This is a genomic window from Bacillus sp. AF23 (assembly GCF_020861455.1).
Taxonomy (GTDB): Bacteria; Bacillota; Bacilli; order Bacillales; family Bacillaceae; genus Bacillus; species Bacillus halotolerans.
Window position 1 is genome coordinate 39,977 of the sequence record NZ_JAJHVY010000027.1, and the last position, 19,396, is coordinate 59,372.

Here is a 19,396-nt window from a genome sequence, read left to right on the forward strand (position 1 = left end):
GGCTGCATAGATCATTCCTGCTGATCCCAATAAATATACGAGTCATTTTAAAGGTTCAAACAACCGATTTTATGACTCAACCCCGTAAAATCAAAAAACAGGAGCCTTCACGGGCCCCTGTTTTTTTAGAATAAACGTTTTAAGCTTTTCTTCAATGACGGCATTTCAATTTTTTGGTTTTCGAAGAAGTTTTTCAGCATATATTTGCTGAAGCCTTTTGCCTGTCCGTAGGTGATTTTGCCGGGCAGCGGCGGTTCGTTTCCGATCATGACGTCGACAACGACCGGCTGATTGGAGTGAAGCGCCTCATGGAAAGCCGGTGCAAGTTCTTCCGCTCTCGTCACCTTGATGCCTTTTGCTCCGCAGCTTTCTGCAAATGCGGCATAGTCGACATTCTGAAGTTTTGTGACATAGTCGATGTTCCCTTTGACCTGCTGTTCATATTCAATCATGCCGAGATTTTCATTGTTTAAAATGACAACAGTAATCGGGAGCTTATATTTGACTGCGGTCGGGAGATCCTGCATGACCATGGAAAAGCCCCCGTCACCGCAGACTGCGATGGCTTGGCGCTCCGGTTCAGATAAGCTCGCCGCTATAGCTCCCGGCAGGCCGCAGCCCATTGTCGCAAGCCAGCTGGAAACGATGAAATCCTGGTTCGCGTTCATTTTGAAATGCCGCGCCATCCAGACGGTGACAGTGCCGACATCTACAGACAGCACCGCATCTTCGGCTGCTGCCTCCTGAAGACGCGCGATGACCTGCTGAGGTTTTAGAGGTGTTGCCGCCTCAGTTTCATCTTTTTCGATTTCGTTCCACCAATGCTGCATATGTTCAGTGCAGGCATTCAGGAATCTTCTGTCTTCCTTCCGTTCAATATACTCCGTCAATTCGCGCAGACCGAGAGCCGAGTCACAGACAAGCCCCGCTGTTACCGGATAGCGTTTGCCGATTTTCGCCGGGTCTGAATCAAGCTGGATTGCCGGTGTGTCTTCCGGCAAGTAATCACGATACGGGAACGAGGTGCCGAGCATAATTAACAAATCGCATTCTTCCATTGCCTCATAGGCCGGCTTTGTCCCAATCTGCCCAAGGTTGCCGAGAAAGTGCGGGTGCCTATCGGGAACAACGCCTTTTGCGGGGAGCGTGACGACGATCGGCGCCGCTGCTTTATCCGCAAATTCCAGCAGCTCCCGCTTCGCCTTTTTCATTCCCTGTCCCGCCAAAATGATCGGCTTCTTCGCATTGTTAATGTATTGCGCGCATGTCACAAGCTGTTCTTTCTTCGGTTCAAGATTTCCTTCAATATATACCGGTGATGTGTAAACGGGTTCCCGTTTGATTTTCTCCGCAAACAAGTCATCTGACACGCTTAATACCGCAACGCCTTTTTTGCTGTAGGCGGTGCGGATCGCCTGATTCAACAGATCCGGCAGTGATTCCGCACTATGTACCTCCCTGTTGAACACTGCCACGTCTTCAAACATTTGCTCAAGCTTAATCTCCTGAAAGTAGTCCCGTCCGACTTCGCCTGTAGAAACCTGACCTGCAATCGCAAGCACAGGAGCGCCGTCCGCTTTTGCATCGTATAAACCGTTCAATAAGTGCACCGCACCCGGCCCTGCAATTGACAGGCAGACACCGATCTTGCCGGTGAGTTTTGCCTCAGCCGCGGCTGCCAGCGCTGCCACCTCTTCATGGCGGGTTTGGATGAATTCCAATTGATTTCTGTCGTGTCTCAGTTCCTCAATAAATTCGTTAATGCTGTCTCCGGGGATGCCGTAAACATGATCAACTCCCCATTGTTCAAGCAGTTCTGTCATTGCTTGTCCTGCTGTTTTGTGTGCCATGCCGTATCCTCCTTTTTCCTTTTTTCAATACCACAGGGGGAGCCGTTTAAAACCCGGAGGCAACTATCGCTTGCTGTATTTCCTTCTGAACAGGTCTAAGGCCGCCAAAAAGCTATTGTCCTTGACGGTTATCCGGATGCCCGCAGCGCCGTTTAGAAAATCTCTGATTTGCATTTTCCGGTTTGGCACCATCAAAAGCGGCAATCGCTCCGGCGAAAACCACTTCAGCCCGGCCGTTTCCATGCCGTTTTCTATCGCTTGTCCGCCTGTTATGTTTCCTGCATACACATGCTGTTCGTCTTGAAACTTAGGTCTTTGATAGACACCCAATTTCCCGGAAAGCTCTATCAGATATCCCGTTTCTTCCATTACCTCCCGGACCGCCGCTGCCTCCGGGGTCTCTCCTGATTCAACCCGTCCGCCCGGCAAATCCCATAAAGGAACGTCTTTTCGTTTGACCAGCAGAATCTGCCGTTTTGTGTTTGTCACTATGACAAATGCCCCTTCCGTATACATCGCCCATTTCCCCTTTATTAAAAAAGACCAAGGAGATGTCCCTTGGTCTTAGCTGCTTACTTTTTAAAATGATATGGCAATGTGGCAACGATTATGTCCTTCTTCCAGAACAGCCGGACTCTGAGCAGGAAGGCTGACTGGTTGTGCAGAATGGTGTGCCAGCGTTTTTTTGTGATAAATTGCGGGAACAGCACCATGACAGAAAACTGTTTCTTCTTCGCTTTTGCTTCAACAGTTTCCAAAAACTTATCAAACGGATGGACCAGGCTTCTGTACGAAGAGTGAAGCGTGACGAGACGCACTCCATTATTCAGCTCTTCCCAGCGTTTTTCCACTTTCTTTTCCTGTTCTCTGTCAAACGACACGTGAACGGCAATGACCTGATCTGACAGTGATTTCGCATATTGAATGGATTTTTGCACGACGGTTGTGACGCCGGCTACAGGCACAATCACGACCGTACCTTTGATTTCTTCCGGCTGTTTGTTTACGATGCGAAGCTGTTCACCGACAGCCGTATAGTGATTTTTAATCGCAAAAAACAAAAAAACGACGATAGGCATAAAGATTAAAACAGGCCATACGACATTAAACTTCGTGACAAACAGGATGGACAGAACCATAAACGATATCAATGCGCCGCAGGCGTTGATCAGCATTTTTCCAATCCAGCCTTTTGGTTTTTGTTTGATCCATTTGATGCACATCCCTGTTTGTGAAAGGGTAAATGGAATAAACACACCGACCGCGTACAGCGGGATTAGATGCTCCGTCTGCCCTCCAAATAACAGAATCAGCACAATTGAGGCAACGCCTAAAAAGATAATCCCGTTTGAGAAGCCTAAGCGGTCGCCTCTTACTGTAAACATGCGCGGCATGTATTGGTCTCTCGCCAAGTTGAAGGCAAGCTGCGGGAAGGCTGAAAAGCCCGTATTCGCCGCAAGGACCAAAATTAACGATGTCACACCCTGAATGACATAGTAAAACACATTTCTTCCGAAGGTATCCGACGCGATTTGTGAAATGACCGTTTCATTCGGTTTCGGAGCCGTCCCGTAACCGTATGCAAGTACCGTAATGCCGGCAAACAGAACCGCAAGCAAGATCCCCATCATAGCCAACGTTCTCGCCGCGTTTCGCGCAGGCGGGTTTTTGAAGGCTGGAATCGCGTTGGAGATCGCTTCAACTCCGGTGAGCGCGGAGCAGCCGGATGAAAAAGCCTTAAGCAGCAAAAACAGCGTAATGCCGGCTACCGGAGTGCCGATCGATGTATGATGGACAGGCTGATCAATTTGTCCTGTCATAAGCTTAAAAAGACCGACGGCAATCAGGATGAAAAGCGCCGCCACAAAAAGGTAGACCGGGTAGGCAAGAATCGATGCTGATTCTGACAGCCCCCGCAGATTTAAAATCATAATCACTAAAACAAGTAAAACAGCAATGGGTATATGATAATCATGCAGTGCCGGGAACGCCGACGTGATGGCGTCCGTCCCTGCGGAAATACTTACTGCTACAGTTAATATATAATCGACAAGCAATGAACCGCCTGCAATCAGCCCGGGCTTTTCGCCGAGGTTTTCTTTTGATACAACATACGCCCCGCCGCCCTGCGGATAAGCGTAAATAATTTGCCTGTATGAGAGAATCAGCGCGAGCAGCAAAATGAGTACGCCGATCGCTATCGGAATGGAATACCAAAATGCCGCAGCGCTTACCGCCGCCAATATGATAAGAATTTGTTCCGTTCCGTAAGCGACAGATGATAAAGCATCTGAGGAAAGCATGGCAAGCGCCTTTAATTTCGTCAGTTTTTGTTCTCCTGCTGCTTGTGATTTTAACGGTTTCCCAATCAAAAAACGTTTGATTGAATGATACATCGATGTCTTCCCCTTTTAATTTCATTTTTCATGAAAACAATAAAACATCCGCATCTGCTCTCACATTTTGTAATAGTCCTTTCTGCTATGATGTCTCTGTATGCGATTTACATCCTGAAAATTGAACAGCAAAAAACACAGAGGCAAACGGATGCCCCTGTGCCTTAACATCGAACACAGGTTTCATTCATCTCCTCTCATGAACGCTTACGAGGTTAGCTGACGGATTCGGGCATATGAGAGTTTGCCCTACCTAAAAAGGATTCACCCCAAGCGGCAAAATGCCGCCAAAATGGGTCCCCCGCTCTGTTTACAGATTAAGCGATTTGTTTTCTAAAAGAGATCATACTCCCGTTTACGTATGTTGTAAAGAGGCTTATCGGCCGGGAGAAAAAAATAAAATGACAGGTTCCACAAATGGAAAATTTAAACCAAAAACAAAAAACAGAGGCTGATATCAGCCTCTGTCTTATTCTCTGTCTGTCTTTCTCTTTCTTCGTCTAACGGTTACCCAAATGAAGGCTGCCGCAATTACCATCATGAGAGCCAGCACGCCGATATACAGCAGTTTTTGCCCATGATCTTGTGCTGTTTTTTCTGTTTCAGAATTGCTTGTTTCCGATTTGAGCTGCTGGTGGTTTGTAAACACCTGCTGGCTGTTTGTTTCATTGATGACGGTCGCCGTGTCATCATTGCTGTTCAAAAAGCTGATGATTTCTTTTGTGACGGCCGCGCCATTTCCTTTCAGCGGCGCAAAAACAGCCATCGTATAATGTGAATCCCATAAAGACGCTTGGGTAAATGCCACTTGTTTCGTCGTCTCGTTCAGCATTTTAAAGCCCGACACGTCAAACGAGCCGTTTTTCGCTTGAGGCACGAGCAGATCAGAAGATTTCTCTTTCAAAAGAGAGAATTGGCTGATGCCGCCGATGAAAATTAAGTTCCGGCCTTTTGCGTCCTCAGCTTTAACTTCAGATGCTTTCCTTACTGTGAAAGATTGCTGGGCTTCGCTTCCAAAGGAATCAGTAACGAGAGAAAGCTCCTTAAGCTTGGATTTGCTCACGCTGTCAGGGAGCACAATCAATGTTGCCTGTTCCTGATTTCCGGCGTATGGAAGCGGCCATTCTTGAAAATCGGCTGACGGAGATGTGCCTTTGATCGTGTAAGACAATGTGCTGCTTTTATCAATGAAGACCCATTTCTCTTCGTCCGTTGTGTTGCAAGGGTTGTTTTCCTTTAAGCCCGTGGTGATAAACTGTATATCAATGTAGCGGTTTTTCTGCAGCAGCTCAGGGTCTACTTTCAGCGTGACATGATAGTATCCGTTTTTATCTTCTTTTCCTAATTCATCAAGGCGAACTGAATGCGGCTGACCGTTGATGAGGACCTTCAGCTCTGCTGCTTGAGAGGCTGAACCGCTTTCTGCCGCGGCTGCTTGAATCGTTTCCGATTTCTTTAGTTTAAGCGACAGCTTGGCTGATTGATTTTGATCTATCACCGCAGAAGCCGGATAAAAATAATGTGCTGAAGATGTTTTGTCAGCTCCGATTGTCATATCTTCTGCCCCGAATTTCTCAAGGGTCAGCTTATTGCTTTCCTGCTTTGCAGCCTTCAGAAGCTTGCCAATTGAAAGTGTTTCCCCGCTTACCTGGCCGGTGTAAGTCTGATCGGCGATGACGCTGATTTTTTCTGAGAGCACATCATCAGATGCCGCTTGTGCAAACAGAACCGGCTGCTGCTTGCCCTGTGCTTTCAGCACGCGCTCCGCAAGCAGAAGTTTTTCTCCTTTTGCCTGTAAGCCGGCTTGTTTGATCAGCTTCTTCACCTTGCCGTTCCAATGCTTATCCACTCCGATGAAAATGGTCGGCTTGTCGATTTGCTTCACTTCAGATTCCTTCACAAATGAAATGCTGACACTGCTGTCGGCAGTTTTCAGGTAATCTTCTGTTTTGACAGCCGCTTCAATTTCTGCCGAACTCGGGTTATCCGGAATGACAATAGCAGTCTCTTCCGCTGTATTTCCCGATTGGGCAAATGGGTATGGGTAATGTTCAAGTGACATTCCCTTCGCTTCGCTGCTGTCCGCCATTGTCAGGCGGCTGTCCGGATAAATTTTGATCCAGTTGCCGGACGTATCCTGTCTGACGCAGACGCCCTCTTTCAAGACGCCGTAAAATTTCAGTGATACGCTGTGATAGCCTGGGGCGGACTGGCTTTTGTTCAAGTTCAGCTTCAGTGTTTTCCGTTTTGGATCGCCGTTTAGCTTTAACGTTTTTACCGGTTCATTGTCAATTACAGCCGTTAACGATGAAGGAGAAATTAAAAGATCTGATGCCTCATATTCAATCACCAATTGCTGGCTGCCGGAAGAGGCGCCTGCCGGAATCTGATACGTCAGTTCCGCGCTGTCTTTTGATCCGTACAATGTCATAAGATCGTTTGTCAGCACCTGCTGTTTGGCTTGTTCACGGCTGCTTTTGCCCAGAAGCGAGCCATCGACCTGCATCTCTTGGGCGAAGGCCGCTTGTCCGGTCATTGCCAGGAGCAGAAAGCTTGTAAGAAAAATAAGTAGTTGTTTCAAAAAGGTCACCCGCTTTTATGTTGATTGTATCGTTCTGTTTTGTACCATTTGACCTCTTGCTTGAATAAACGGTGCTTGATTTCTACGAATAAAGAATAGATCACGAGCACAATCCATGCCTGCGAGTACGTAAAGTACATAAGAAATACGATAAAGAAGTTTTGCCTGTTCATTTCTGTTTTTTCGATGCTTAACGTAATCATGACCTCCGTCATAAATAAGAAAAACGCCAAAATCCAAAGGATCATAGCCAAAAACCCGACCGACAAATGCAAATCATAAAACAGATTGACCACAAATATCGTGTTTGACATGATGACGCCAAAGAAAAACAGGAAATACGTAAAGAAAAAGTAAAACAAGTCAAAGATAATCCGTTTTCGTTTCAGTTTGAAAAACTGCGCCAAAAACTTCAGGACGACATATTGGTTGCCGCGCGCCCATCTCGTCCGCTGGCGCCACCACACCTTCCACGTTTCCGGCTCCTGCTCCCAAGTAATAGCTGCCGGGAAAAAGCGGATGTGATAGCCGAGGTTATACACCCGGATGGTCAGCTCGGTATCTTCAGCCAGCGCTTTATCATCCCAGCCCCCGAGCTTTTCAATAATGCTTCTGCGGATCGCGAAATTGGTTCCGGGAATGGTAGCGATTTTGAACCACTTCCATCTGCCCCCCTGGGCCATCCACTGAAAACAGATCGTTTCAATATTGATAAACTTCGTCAGCAGCGTTTTTGCCGCATTGATGACGCGGAATTTCCCTACCACTGCGCCTGCCTTCTCGTCATTCATCAGACCGAGAACAAGATAATACACGGCCATTTTTTCAGGCGTGTTGTCGGCGTCATATACACAAATGACATCGCCGTTCGATTCAGCAAAACCGGAGTTGAGCGCCGAGGATTTGCCTTTTCCGGCGTTAGGCGGTTTTGTGATCACCATTTTGATAAAATCGTATTTCTCGGAAAATTCATTGACGATATCACCCGTCCGGTCTGAAGAATTATCGTTTACCACAATAATCTCCAGCCGGTCCTTCGGATAATAAAGATTCACCATAGCCTTCAGCGTCTGCCGAATGACAACTTCTTCATTATGGGCCGGGATGAGCACACTGACCTTCGGCAATTCCTTCATGTTTTCTCTCCACTTCGGAATGTTCCGCTCGAAGGTCATGTAGTGGCGGAATCCGCCCTGCATGAGAAACATGTGATAGAGAAGCATGACCCATATTAAACTCAGCGAGATAAAGAACAGCATATTACCCAAGGCTTCTTCTCTCCTTAAACATTCGTTTTTTCAATGTGGCTCTCAAGTAAAACGTATAGCTGACAAACATCACGACAAACAAGAGCACAACGGCGGAGAGAATCCATAACGCCTTTTCCAGCGGGGTTTGCCGATGGTGGTCGAAAAACTCGCCAATGGCACTTACATTGTTTTTTACGTGAACCGTTCCGTCACCGCTTGTATGGATTTCCACTTTGTCCGTTTTGACGGTTTGCTGCGTTTTCTTCAAATCAAGCCATTCACTGTCCGGAATGCGTTCCATCTGGTCAACGAGCTCCGGCAAATATTTCATCCCGAGATACGGGTGATAAAACCCTCCGGCCACTCCGCCTTCAAAATCAATCATTTGAGAAATGTGTTCCTCCATATCGCCGAGCGGGTTTTGCTTTGATGTATCGACAAAACCGATTGTTTCCGGATACAGCGTCATCCCATGCAGCATAGCTGGTTTGGTCAAAAAAGGGGATGCGCCGGAAGTTTTCCATGTTGTATCGCTGAGCTGCACCTGCCCGAAAATGCTTGAGAAATACTGTGAAGCCATTTGATAGCCGTACTCAGACATCGTATAGTGCGGGGCTTCAAATGCCAGCGGATAAAGCCCTGCCGAGGTTAAATCCTCAATGGCGTGCGTCAGCTTTTGCCTTGTATATGTTTCTTCCTTTTCCTGAAACGGCTTCAAATAGCTCTTGTAGGCCTGTTCGTTCGGAAAAGCCTGTTCCTTTTCCAAAATGGACGGAGTGTCATCGGCATTTTCGGAAGTGATCGGCTGGTCCGCCTTGGCATCCCAAAATTCGAAGCCCTCTCCTGTTTCACTGTGGCGATAGGCGTGTGTGTAGCCGTGAACAATGATACTGCCGCCCATGCTTTGCAGTTTTTTCAATACCTTCACCATCTTCGGTTTATCAGAAAAATACACTTTATCGCCTGTTTCCGGATTCAGATACACCGGAATGACTGACAGAATAAAAGGCACATGTCTCTTGTACAGATATGTACCGGCTTGAAGCAACAATGTTTCATCAGACATCGGGCTGATATCCTCCAGCCGCAAATATAAAAGCGCGGTTCCGGCCTTCTCTCCAAATGCTTCTCGAAGCTCTTTCGCCACAATCAGATTGTCATTTAACAGATTGGTTAAGCCGATGTACACATTTGATTTATCCGTTTTCCATATAAACGGACTCGTTTTGCCGTCATCAGATTTAAAGGTATACAGCCCCTTTCCTTTCAGGCCTGATACGCTCAGCACGTTAAGCCCGCTCTCTAAGGAGACATCGTTTTTTTCCGTGCTGCTGTGAATCTGATAGACATGTTCTTTGCGGGTTAAGGAAAGACCGGAAAATTGGCTGATTTGTCCGGCGTTATAGCCGATGGCGACGACAGGTTTTTTTACGCCGCTGATAAGAGACACCAGTTTTTTGCTGAGCTTTCTTTTCGTTTGCCCGTAATAGATGACATGTTCTTTGCCTTTCACATCAGATGCTGTAACATCCGAATCTTTTCTGACCGTGACATGAGTTGAAAAATGGCCAGCCAATAAATCGAGCATTTTGACTTGAGGCGACTCTTTGCCGTCCAAGGTTGAATAGATGATGAGAATGCCGGAATCCTCCCCCTTCGCTTGGGCAGAAATAGGCATAGAACCAATAGCTGTCAGCATCACAACGGACACGCAGAGTAGCGTTATTCTTTTAAAGTTCATTCATCATCATCTCGTTTTCCAGTTCTTCTAAAAATTGATCAGCCGTCCTTATATCTCTTCGATAAGGTAAATAACAGACATGGAACGTAAGCGACACATACTTTCCGTTTGTCAGCTGATACGTGTCCAGCTGTTTTTTCAGCTTTGTCAGGACGGCCGGCATATGTTCAGCCGGCGTGTGTGTCAGCACAATGCCGAAGCGCTCGTCAGAGGGGCGGAATTTTTTATCCGTTTCCCGGACGCTTGACCTGATTTGCCGGCTGACGAATTGAAAGAGAAGGTCGGTCTCTTTCTCCCCGTACAGAGACTTAAATTCCTTGAAATAATGCATATGAAGCAGCAAAAAGACAAAGGAATTGCCGTAGCGCTCCGCCCGTTTGATTTCCTCTGACAGTTCCAGTTTCATTCTTTGCTTATTATCAAAGCCCGTCACTCTATCGACAGCCACGAAGCTTTTGATTTCAGATTGAAGACGTTTGACTGAACGGCGCAGCTCTGCTGCGATATCATGGATTCTTCCTGATATAAAGGAAAACAGCAAAAGCGCAATTCCCCACACGATAAGCATGCGCAGCCCGTCTTCAGCCGAAAACATCACAGCCTGTCCAGTCTGAAAAAACATCATGAGCGTGCCGAGAACAAAGAGAACGATTAAGGTGACCGCCAGCGCGTAAATCGGACCGAACCAAATGCCGGCCCCGATCACGACAAATGTGATGCAAATGATCAGAAAGCCCTCCGAGTGCTCGGCGGACACATAAAAAATAAACAGAGACAGGGCTGCGATGAGCCCTGAAAGATAAGCATATAATTTTTGTGATTCATTGAATGATCGTTTCATTAAAAAGCTTCCTTTCGGCTAACAGCGGCAGCAGATTGTCGAACGAGTGCGTGTCGGAGCCGCTCATGTAACCCCCATAATACGGTTTCGCCGGATCAAGAATTTCAAAGTCATTCATTCTATCATAAATCGCTTTGATGACCGAGCTGTCTTCATGCTGTTTTGTTAAAAATAAAGCAGCTAACGCGTATACGGACGGCGACTCATATTGGACGGCAGGCTCCTTCGTATCTGCCGAATATCGTCCGTACAGCTTTCCGTTTGCCTGAAATTCCTTTTTGACCCACTCTGCTATCACAGCGGCTGTTTCATTCCTTTCCGGCAAATGCCATGCGGCGTACAGCTGGTCGATGACGTTTACTTCACTGTCATATTTGTACTGCTTCGACTCTGCGCTGTACGTCTTTGGCAGGAAACCATTCTTTAAAGGGGCTAGATAGAGAACATCGGCATTTCGCTGTTCTGTTTCTTCGTCTATGATTCCATACTTTTTCAAAACAGCTAGTGCATCGGGCATGACATACGAAAGCGTCACGTCCTTTGAAGCGGCATGAGAGGCTGAATCGTAAAAGTCTGTAAACATCCCGTTGTACATGTTGTATGTCTTTAAAGCCGTGCCGATCTCACGGGCTGTTTTTTCATATTGGCTGCTCCCCCAAAGAGCAGCTGCCTGATCGAGAGACACCATGATTCTCATATCATCAATGAGCGCGTTTGTCCCGCTCGCTTGACCGTTTTGTATCTTCCATGTCACCAACTGATGATTCAGTAGAAAAGAATCCGACAGATGCTGATATTGCTCCTGAAAATGCGAGGCGTCTTGTCTGCTGACCAAAAACTCCATCCACAGGCCAATCGATTCTGATAAATAGGAGGGCTGATCTGAGAAATCTGTTTTGATAAGCCCTTGTTCATTCATAAGATTGTGATAGATGAAATACTCCGCCGGCTGAAGCGGGCGGGTATTCATGTCTGCCTCAGACTGATATAGGGTTTTATTCCCAGCTTCAGCACACCCTGCGGAAAGTCCGATAGATAAGCAAAATAAGATAGCAGCGACCAACACATGCCGCACAGGCAAGTCCCCCTTTGTCGTCCGAAGCGAATCAGACGCACCAATATATTACGAAATTATTACTGCCATGTTACAAATTATATTAACTATAGAAGAAAAAAACGAAGATTGCTAGCTTTTTTTCCCCTTTTTGAACTTTTAAAAAACAGGACCTAAGTCCAATAAAAAACCTGTGCGAATCGCACAGGTTTCTTTTTATTGATCCAAACCGAGTTTCTTCAGCTGTTCCGCCAGCGCATTGTTAATCGGTTCGTCCTTATTTTGTTTTTTCATATAAGAAGAGACGTCCCGCTTTGTAGCGCGCCCTTTGTCTTTGTTTTTCCGTTTTTCAAATACAGAAAGCTTCTCACGGTGCCCGCAAACGCACGCGAAGGTCTGGCCTTCTCCTTGGCCGCGAAGCTCCATTCTTTTATGGCAGTTCGGGCAGCGCGCGTTTGTTTTTCTGGCGATCGTTTTTCTGCTTCCGCATTCCCGGTCCTGGCACACGAGCATGGTGCCGCGCTTGCCGTTGACCTTCAGCATCATTTTGCCGCACTCCGGACATGCCGTTCCCGTGATGTTATCATGTCTGAAGGTTTGGCTGCTGTTTTTGATTTCTGTTACTGTTTGCTTAGCATAAGCCTTCATGTCTTTAATAAAGACAGCGGATTTTAATTTTCCGGCCGCAATGGCGGACAGCTTTTGTTCCCACTCTGCCGTTAAGGCAGGTGATTTCAAATCCTCTGGAACGAGCTGCAGGAGCTGTTTTCCTTTTGAGGTGATAAAAATGTCTTTGTCTTTTTTCTCAATTAAAAAGCTGTTGAACAGTTTTTCAATAATATCGGCACGCGTTGCAACCGTGCCGAGACCGCCTGTTTCGCCGAGCGTTTTCACAAGGTCTTTTTCTTCTCCCTGCATAAAGGCGCTTGGGTTCTCCATCGCTGACAGCAGCGTCCCTTCATTAAAACGGGCCGGCGGTTTGGTTTGGCCGCTTGTTTCAGTTAATGTGCGGACAGTGAGCGAGGCGCCTTTTTGCAGAGCCGGCAGCGTCTGATCTCTGTCGTCCTCCTGCTCGTCATCCTCGTCAGCCATATCATAAACAGCTTTCCAGCCTTGTGACTGTACGGTTTTTCCCTTCGCCGTAAAGGTTTCTCCGCCGATTTCTGCCATGACCTTTGTTTCTTCATATTCGAAAGCCGGCATCAGCACAGCTAAGAAACGTTTGGCAATCAGGTCATACAGCTTGCGTTCTTTATCGCTGAGACTGCTGAGAACAAGCGGCTCTTCAGTCGGGATAATCGCATGGTGGTCTGACACCTTAGCATCATTGACGTAGCCTTTGTGCGATTTGATGCCGCGCTTTTTAATTTGAGTGACATATTGGGCATACGGTTTCACTTCCATGCCCTCCAGCCGGTCTTTTAAGGTTGGGACAATGTCACTGGATAAAAACCGTGAGTCTGTCCGCGGATATGTGACAAGCTTGTGCTGCTCATACAGCTTCTGCAGAACTGAGAGCGTTTCTTTGGCGGAAAATCCGAAACGTTTGTGGGCGTCCCGCTGGAGTTCCGTCAAGTCGTAAAGCGCAGGAGCAAAGCTTTTTTTCGCTGTTTTTTTCAGTTCAGCGATCACCGCCTGTTTTCCATCAAGTTCTTTTAACAAACGGCTTGTCACGCCTTGATCGAATGTTCTCGTCTGCTTCGATTTTTTGTCCTGCCACGTCAGCGTCATTCCATCGACTGCTGCGCGAATGCCGTAATACGGAACAGGCTTAAAGGCTTGGATGTCCGCCTCGCGCTTGGCAATCATGGCTAGCGTCGGCGTCTGCACACGTCCGCATGAAAGCTGGGCATTGAATTTTGTGGTGAGCGCACGGGTCGCGTTAATGCCGACAATCCAATCCGCTTCTGCTCTGGCAACGGCTGAGTGGTACAGATTTTCATACTCTTTGCCGCTGCGCAGCTTTTGAAAACCTTCCTTGATCGCTTTATCCGTCACAGATGAAATCCACAGCCGCTTGATCGGTTTGCGGACGTTCGCTTTTTCAATGATCCAGCGTGCGACGAGCTCACCTTCCCGGCCGGCATCAGTGGCGATGACGATCTGATTGACATCTTTGCGGGTAAGCTGCGCTTTCACTGCATTGAACTGCTTTCCGGTTTTTTTGATAACAACAAGCTTTAGCGGTTCGGGGATAATCGGCAGATCCTCAAGCCGCCATGATTGAAATTCTTTTCCGTAGCCTTCCGGATCAGCAAGTGTCACCAAATGGCCTAAAGCCCATGTGACAATATATTGATCTCCTTCGAGATAACCGTTCCCTTTTTTATGGCACTTCAGCACCCGGGCCAAATCGCGGCCGACTGAAGGTTTTTCAGCTAATACAACTGTTTTTGACATGCTTGATCACTTCTCTTTCTTTCACGCTCATCCTTTTATTATAACAGACTTGAACAATCACTCTCTAACCGCGCCCGTTTTTCGTGTCAATTTCTGAGAAAATGACGTGAGTGACGGTTTGGGCGTAAGGCGTTGTTTTGTTGATGAAAGCTTCTACTGCTTCAAGGCTCTCCGCGTTGATTTTCAGTATATAGCAGGCCGCTCCTGCAATCCGATAGCAAAATTCAATATTAGGCAGCGTTTGAATGTAGCTTTTGAATCGATCGTAATCCCCGTTTTTGACGGTTGCTTCGACAATACAGGAAACTGGAAGGCCAATTTTTTTCTGATCAACCTCCAGCGTATATTGCTTAATGATGCCAAACGATTCCAGCTGTCTCACCCGTTCGGTGACCGATGGCGGGGACAGCTTAATTTTCCTTCCTAACTCTCTCATGGACAAACGGCTGTCTTTTTTCAATTCCGCAATGATATTCAAATCAATTTGGTCAAGTTTCATATCAGAATCCTTCTTTTATTTTTGTTCACATTATCTCGGGAATTTGTGTAAATGACAAGGTAAAGATTTAGATTTCATTGACTTTCGAACAGATGGAAAGTAATATATATTTAACATTATGCAATATATAAATTACATAGAGGTGCAAACATGACGAATCGCGTAAAACTCGCACGGGTGGAAAAGGGGTGGACCCAATCTCAATTGGCACAATATGTTCAAGTGACTAGGCAAACTATCGGATTGATTGAAAAAGGCAGGTACAATCCAACGCTGCAGCTATGCATCGCGATTGCGAAGGCGCTGGATAAGACACTGGATGAATTATTTTGGGAAGGGGACTGCCAATGAAGCATTTATTTTTTGTTTTTAAAGATGAATATGTCGAAAAGAAAATGAAACAGTTTTATGGGGAAGCAGGATTTATACTTGCTGCCTTAATGCTGATAGATCTCATTATTAGAGGTTTTGTTCTTCAACGAGATCCTATGGAGTACATGGTAAGCGGTGTGGGATTTGCTGTTTTCGCAGGATATATCCTCATTCGCTATTTACTATCAGGTCTTGAGCACCCTGAGATTGCGACTGAAGTGACCTACCGAAAAAAAAGAAAAGAAATATTGGCAGCGAGCCTTACAACAGGTGTAATGTTTTTTATTATTAGTATACTGTTTACAGGCTGTCCACATACTCTTCATGAGTGGCTGGACGCATTGACGTTCGCAATTCTGTTTTTCTTCTTTTATTTTATCATCAACTTTTTAAGTCTCCGAAGATCTTTTCTAAAAAACAAAGAGCTGGATGATGAGTAAGCCAAATATGAATGTTTTCCGAACATTTTCTGAATCTTGTCATATATGCCCGTAGGATTGTTTATAGTATAGATGAAAACGTGTCCACAAGGAGGGCGATTTATGCTGCAAACGCCGATCGGAAGACTTCGCACGATGGGTTTTATTGAAGGAATGTCACTCTTAATCCTGCTTTTCATCGCCATGCCGCTCAAATATTGGGCAGGCCTTTCGCTTGCGGTAACAATTGTCGGTTCTGTTCACGGCGGATTGTTTATTTTGTATTTGCTTGTGTTGGCCTATGTGACATTCTCTGTGAAATGGTCGCTGAAATGGTCAGCCGCCGGTTTCGTCGCCGCATTCGTCCCATTCGGAAACTTTTTGTACGACCGCGGATTAAGAAACTTTAAATAAACGATAAAGCGGCATGTTGTGCGCCGCACTGTTAAGAAAAACAGCTTGGATCTGCTTCAGGCTGTTTTCTTTTTTAACCCAATCATCATGAAAAAATATACAGTAGTGAAAGGAGATGGAATGATGACGAAGAGGATTCCCTACGACCAAATAGCACCTGATGGATTACATATCATGATGAATATGGAGGCATACACGAAAACATCCGGTATTAACCGGACAACAAGAGAGCTAATGAAAATAAGAGCATCACCATTAAACGGCTGCGCCTACTGCATTAACATTCATACGAAGGATGCCCGAAAAATGGGAGAAACCGAACAGCGCATTTACGGATTAAACGCTTGGGAAGAGTGCAGTTTTTATACACCTGAAGAAAAAGCAGCATTATTGCTGACGGAGCATGTCACTTTTATTTCTAACAAGCGTGTGCCTGATGATGTTTATCAAGAGGTGCGTAAATTTATAATGAAAAAGAATATGTTGATCTCATCCTCATCATTAATCAGATTAACAGCTGGAACCGAATCGCCATCTCTATGGGCAACATCGCCGAATAAATAAAAAGCTGACCTTTTACCAGGTCAGCTTTTCGCTATCAAAACCATTTTGTCAGCCACGCGATATAATATGCGCCAGGGATAAACATAAGCTGGGCAAGAAGCGTGCCCGCCACCCTTGACGTCACCATTGTCACAGAGGTCCATTTCAAATAAACGTAGCTTCGTTTTCCTTTTGCCACATCATCGGCAAGAACTGACACTTTCGGGTCAACAAAAATGGCCAGCAGCATCGTCGCAATCCCGTTGATTAAGCCTGATGCCATAACCGCCGTCGTGCTTCGCTCGGGTGCTAGCAGCCCTGCGTACAATGCGGAGAGCACGCCAATTGTATAAATGGACGTGATCAGCATGTTGATGACAAACAGCCGTTTTGGAATCAAGCGCATGTGAAATCCCTTCAAATACGAAGCAGACGGCAGACGCAAATAGGAGCAGGCATTTTTAAATCCATTCTTAGAAAATCCTTTCCGAAAAACTTGTAAAACGGAGCCGCCCCCGCCCGCCAAGTGGATGATCGCACGTGAAAACAGGGCGACAAACGACGGGAGCAGGATAATGCCCACAATAGTCCCAACCGTCGAGCCAAAGATCAGGAACCGGAATTGCTCGCCCACGAGTGCCAGCGCGTTTTTTCCGGCATCGTCAATTAAGCGCCCCGTGAAGGGCTGCTGCACCATGTTTGACATTCTTGACACGATTACCATGACATTAAACAAGGAAAGCGCGGACGCGATAAACCCTACCCGGGCCCCTGAAAGCCTTGTGGCATAGGCAAGGGTCTCTATTGAGTGAATCAATAACAAAAAACAGAAAATAAAAACGACTTGTGTTGTAATGACATGCACGGTATTCTTTCCTCCAGTTTCATCCTAGTGATAAGACTGAAGGAAACAACCAGAAGTTTCATGTGTGATTTGTTTTTTTCACAATAAAAAACCGCCGGCTTACGCCGAGCGGTTTGTCTTATTCTTTTCTATACGCAAATAAAGATTATATGATCCGCCGATTCGGGCGGGTTCGATTCATGTAGCATTGTTCCGAAGAATCATTCTGGAAAGTAAACACCATGGAAATTTCTTGAACACAAGACAACGAAAGCCCTACCTCTCAATCGTCACTGCGGCTCCGAAGCCGCGCCGGTGTGAATTGTAAAACAAAAAAGTCTTTTTTCCATCTCATCGTTAGGGGCGATTTGTTATGAAGGAAAAGAATAAGGGCAGCTGGTTTGCTGCTTGTGAAGCGGTAAAAGCTTCTCTCTCAAAACAGAAAAAAGAAGTTTACTTTCTTTTTTATTTGCTTATTTTTCTTGCTTAGCTATTCATGATAACATATCGCCCCTGCAAATACAAACTTTTATTATAATTCGAGTGAGACTGGTGTTTTCTCTCCCGCATTCATTAGTCTGATATCTTCCGGTTCGATTTCAAGAATCACCAGGTTCGGGTCTTCCTTGCCGTCGAACCAGCGCTCCAATTTAGAACTCCAGATTTTGTCTTTCAATTCTGATGAATTGTTTATTTTTGCTTTTCCTGTGACTTCGACATACGCATCGCCAAAGCCTTCACAATCATAACCTAATAAAATGTGCACATTAGGGTTATTCTCAATTTCTTCAGCTTTATGAGTTTCTTTGCTTGTCGGTGTATAAATCGTCAGCCCGTCATGGAAGAAAGTCATGTAGCGGGAATGCGGTTTGCCCTTTTGAACCGTTGCGAGCGAACCTACTTTATGGTGATCTAGAACATCAAGCACTTTTTGTTTAATATCTTGCTGATTCATCTTGAATCACTCCTTTTTAACGTCTCCGCTGTTACTTTTCCACATCCGGGAACGATTTAAACAAGAAAATGCGCTCTTTATTTTTCTGCTTCCCATTCACGCTTTAACAGACTGTAATAGACGAGATCGTGGAACTTGCCTTTAATGAATATGCCTTCCCTTGCTATTCTTTCCTCTTGAAAGCCGAGGCGCTCCGGGATCGCTCTGCTTTTGTGATTTCCGGCAGCCGCGCAGATCGCAACCCGATTCAATTCCAGGTCCTGAAAAGCATATGTGATGAGTGCCCGGCAGGCGGCAGTGATAATGCCTTTTCCTTCGTATTCCCCGTCAATCCAATAGCCAATTTCCGCTTTTTTATTCACTTGGTCAAGGTTATGCAGGCCAATCATGCCGCACAAGCTGCCGTCATACAGAATCCCCGCTTCGATTCCGTTCAGGTCAGCATACTGACGCCGCCAATCGGGAATAAGGGTTTCCCTGTACGTTTCGGCATCACTTGGATTTTCAGCCCAGAATAGCCATTGGCTGATTCGCTGTTGGTTCTCATGAATGATCGCTGCCAGCCGATCCGCATCCTTTGGCTCCAATAACCGGATGGTAATGTGCTCGTTTACACTGCAGGTGAACATCTCCCTCGCCCTCTTTCCTTTTTTACCCATTATAACGGTGTTTCCGTTTTTTTCAATATAAAAAAAGGATGGGCTTTTTAAGCCTCATCCTTAAATTCTAGGGTCGGTAAAGATGTCATGTTTGTCTGTGCTAGTCGAAGACATTTCCGTTACGACAGCGCCTTCCTCCCCGGCCTGGAACCAATGCTTCGTGTTCGGCGGAATTGTATATTGCCCGCCGGGTTCAAGCTCGATCTCATGCCAGACTGTATAGTATTCTTTATCCTCTTGAGGAGGAAGAACCTTTGGAAGCTGCGTGTTTTCTCCTTCAACATATAGATACACTTTTCCGTAGCGGCAGCGGAAGGTCTCCTGCTTGCCTTCCTGCCCGTCAACCGGCGGATGGCGATGCTCCGGGCAAGTCTGCCCCGGAAACAGCACCAGTTCCTTTGAACAATAACGGTCTGTATTCACATAGACAAAGAGCTGGAGCCCGGCTTTTCGTTCTTTTCCCAAGCCGTAGTCCATGAGCTGAATTTGTTCTACTTCATCATCCGTTAAGACAATACCGGCTTTTTGATAGTAGCTGTTTACTTCTTCTTTCGTGATGCTCATTTCCTCACTCCCTT

At 46.1% G+C, this 19,396-nt stretch carries 17 protein-coding genes, 1 pseudogene and 1 riboswitch; of the genes and pseudogenes, 4 read left to right on the forward strand and 14 right to left on the reverse strand.

Features of this window, described 5'->3' with window-relative positions:
* Positions 1 to 125 precede the first annotated feature (125 nt).
* The 10 genes from LNN34_RS13990 to lrpC form a co-directional block, all read right to left on the reverse strand.
* Positions 126 to 1,850 carry a pyruvate oxidase gene (locus LNN34_RS13990; RefSeq protein WP_202663608.1) on the reverse strand — a complete coding sequence of 575 codons (1,725 nt, stop codon included), beginning with the start codon at positions 1,848 to 1,850 and terminating at the stop codon, positions 126 to 128.
* Positions 1,851 to 1,913: 63 nt separating this feature from the next.
* A complete protein-coding gene (locus LNN34_RS13995; protein WP_044161780.1) occupies positions 1,914 to 2,366 on the reverse strand; it encodes an NUDIX hydrolase in 453 nt (150 codons plus the stop codon).
* A gap of 56 nt (positions 2,367 to 2,422) precedes the next feature.
* The gene (gene kimA / locus LNN34_RS14000; RefSeq protein WP_229043666.1) at positions 2,423 to 4,246 is read right to left on the reverse strand and encodes a potassium transporter KimA; all 1,824 of its coding nucleotides are present in this window, start codon (positions 4,244 to 4,246) and stop codon (positions 2,423 to 2,425) included.
* A gap of 189 nt (positions 4,247 to 4,435) precedes the next feature.
* Positions 4,436 to 4,580, reverse strand: a riboswitch (cyclic di-AMP (ydaO/yuaA leader).
* Between the two features lie 135 nt (positions 4,581 to 4,715).
* Positions 4,716 to 6,827, reverse strand: a complete 2,112-nt coding sequence (locus LNN34_RS14005; RefSeq protein ID WP_229043667.1) for a cellulose biosynthesis cyclic di-GMP-binding regulatory protein BcsB — start codon at positions 6,825 to 6,827, stop codon at positions 4,716 to 4,718.
* Between the two features lie 5 nt (positions 6,828 to 6,832).
* Positions 6,833 to 8,095: a glycosyltransferase family 2 protein gene (locus tag LNN34_RS14010; protein ID WP_103671946.1), complete on the reverse strand. Its 1,263-nt coding sequence runs from the start codon at positions 8,093 to 8,095 to the stop codon at positions 6,833 to 6,835.
* Complete coding sequence (locus LNN34_RS14015; RefSeq protein ID WP_229043668.1) at positions 8,088 to 9,818, reverse strand: DUF2334 domain-containing protein; 1,731 nt, start codon at positions 9,816 to 9,818, stop codon at positions 8,088 to 8,090. The genes LNN34_RS14010 and LNN34_RS14015 overlap by 8 nt, the downstream gene beginning before the upstream one ends.
* The gene (locus LNN34_RS14020; RefSeq protein ID WP_069487517.1) at positions 9,808 to 10,659 is read right to left on the reverse strand and encodes a diguanylate cyclase domain-containing protein; all 852 of its coding nucleotides are present in this window, start codon (positions 10,657 to 10,659) and stop codon (positions 9,808 to 9,810) included. The genes LNN34_RS14015 and LNN34_RS14020 overlap by 11 nt, the downstream gene beginning before the upstream one ends.
* Positions 10,640 to 11,734, reverse strand: a complete 1,095-nt coding sequence (locus LNN34_RS14025) for a lipoprotein YdaJ (protein WP_059334512.1) — start codon at positions 11,732 to 11,734, stop codon at positions 10,640 to 10,642. The genes LNN34_RS14020 and LNN34_RS14025 overlap by 20 nt, the downstream gene beginning before the upstream one ends.
* 195 nt (positions 11,735 to 11,929) lie before the next feature.
* Positions 11,930 to 14,113, reverse strand: coding sequence for a DNA topoisomerase III (locus LNN34_RS14030; protein ID WP_229043669.1), 2,184 nt, complete (start codon positions 14,111 to 14,113; stop codon positions 11,930 to 11,932).
* A 64-nt stretch (positions 14,114 to 14,177) separates the two neighbouring features.
* Positions 14,178 to 14,612, reverse strand: coding sequence for a transcriptional regulator LrpC (gene lrpC / locus LNN34_RS14035; protein WP_044161797.1), 435 nt, complete (start codon positions 14,610 to 14,612; stop codon positions 14,178 to 14,180).
* A 150-nt stretch (positions 14,613 to 14,762) separates the two neighbouring features.
* Between lrpC and LNN34_RS14040 the strand changes: the two genes are divergently transcribed.
* From LNN34_RS14040 to LNN34_RS14055, 4 genes and pseudogenes are all read left to right on the forward strand, one after another.
* A complete protein-coding gene (locus LNN34_RS14040) occupies positions 14,763 to 14,963 on the forward strand; it encodes a helix-turn-helix transcriptional regulator (RefSeq protein WP_044161799.1) in 201 nt (66 codons plus the stop codon).
* On the forward strand, positions 14,960 to 15,424 hold the full coding sequence (locus tag LNN34_RS14045) for a DUF6773 family protein (RefSeq protein WP_044161801.1): 465 nt from the start codon (positions 14,960 to 14,962) through the stop codon (positions 15,422 to 15,424). The genes LNN34_RS14040 and LNN34_RS14045 overlap by 4 nt, the downstream gene beginning before the upstream one ends.
* 102 nt (positions 15,425 to 15,526) lie before the next feature.
* On the forward strand, positions 15,527 to 15,817 hold the full coding sequence (locus LNN34_RS14050; RefSeq protein ID WP_229043670.1) for a DUF3817 domain-containing protein: 291 nt from the start codon (positions 15,527 to 15,529) through the stop codon (positions 15,815 to 15,817).
* Positions 15,818 to 15,940: 123 nt separating this feature from the next.
* Positions 15,941 to 16,377: pseudogene (locus tag LNN34_RS14055) on the forward strand (carboxymuconolactone decarboxylase family protein).
* Between the two features lie 38 nt (positions 16,378 to 16,415).
* Here the strand turns inward: LNN34_RS14055 and amj are convergent.
* The 4 genes from amj to lyxE all read right to left on the reverse strand — a co-directional run bounded on the left by amj (position 16,416) and on the right by lyxE (position 19,382).
* A complete protein-coding gene (gene amj / locus LNN34_RS14060) occupies positions 16,416 to 17,225 on the reverse strand; it encodes a lipid II flippase Amj (RefSeq protein WP_024120260.1) in 810 nt (269 codons plus the stop codon).
* 511 nt (positions 17,226 to 17,736) lie between these two features.
* Positions 17,737 to 18,159: a pyridoxamine 5'-phosphate oxidase family protein gene (locus LNN34_RS14065; RefSeq protein WP_044161805.1), complete on the reverse strand. Its 423-nt coding sequence runs from the start codon at positions 18,157 to 18,159 to the stop codon at positions 17,737 to 17,739.
* Positions 18,160 to 18,236: 77 nt separating this feature from the next.
* Entirely contained in the window at positions 18,237 to 18,788 is a 552-nt protein-coding gene (locus tag LNN34_RS14070; RefSeq protein WP_229043671.1) for a GNAT family N-acetyltransferase, read from the reverse strand.
* Positions 18,789 to 18,878: 90 nt separating this feature from the next.
* Positions 18,879 to 19,382, reverse strand: coding sequence for a D-lyxose ketol-isomerase (gene lyxE, locus LNN34_RS14075; protein WP_044161808.1), 504 nt, complete (start codon positions 19,380 to 19,382; stop codon positions 18,879 to 18,881).
* Between the last annotated feature and the right edge of the window lie 14 nt (positions 19,383 to 19,396).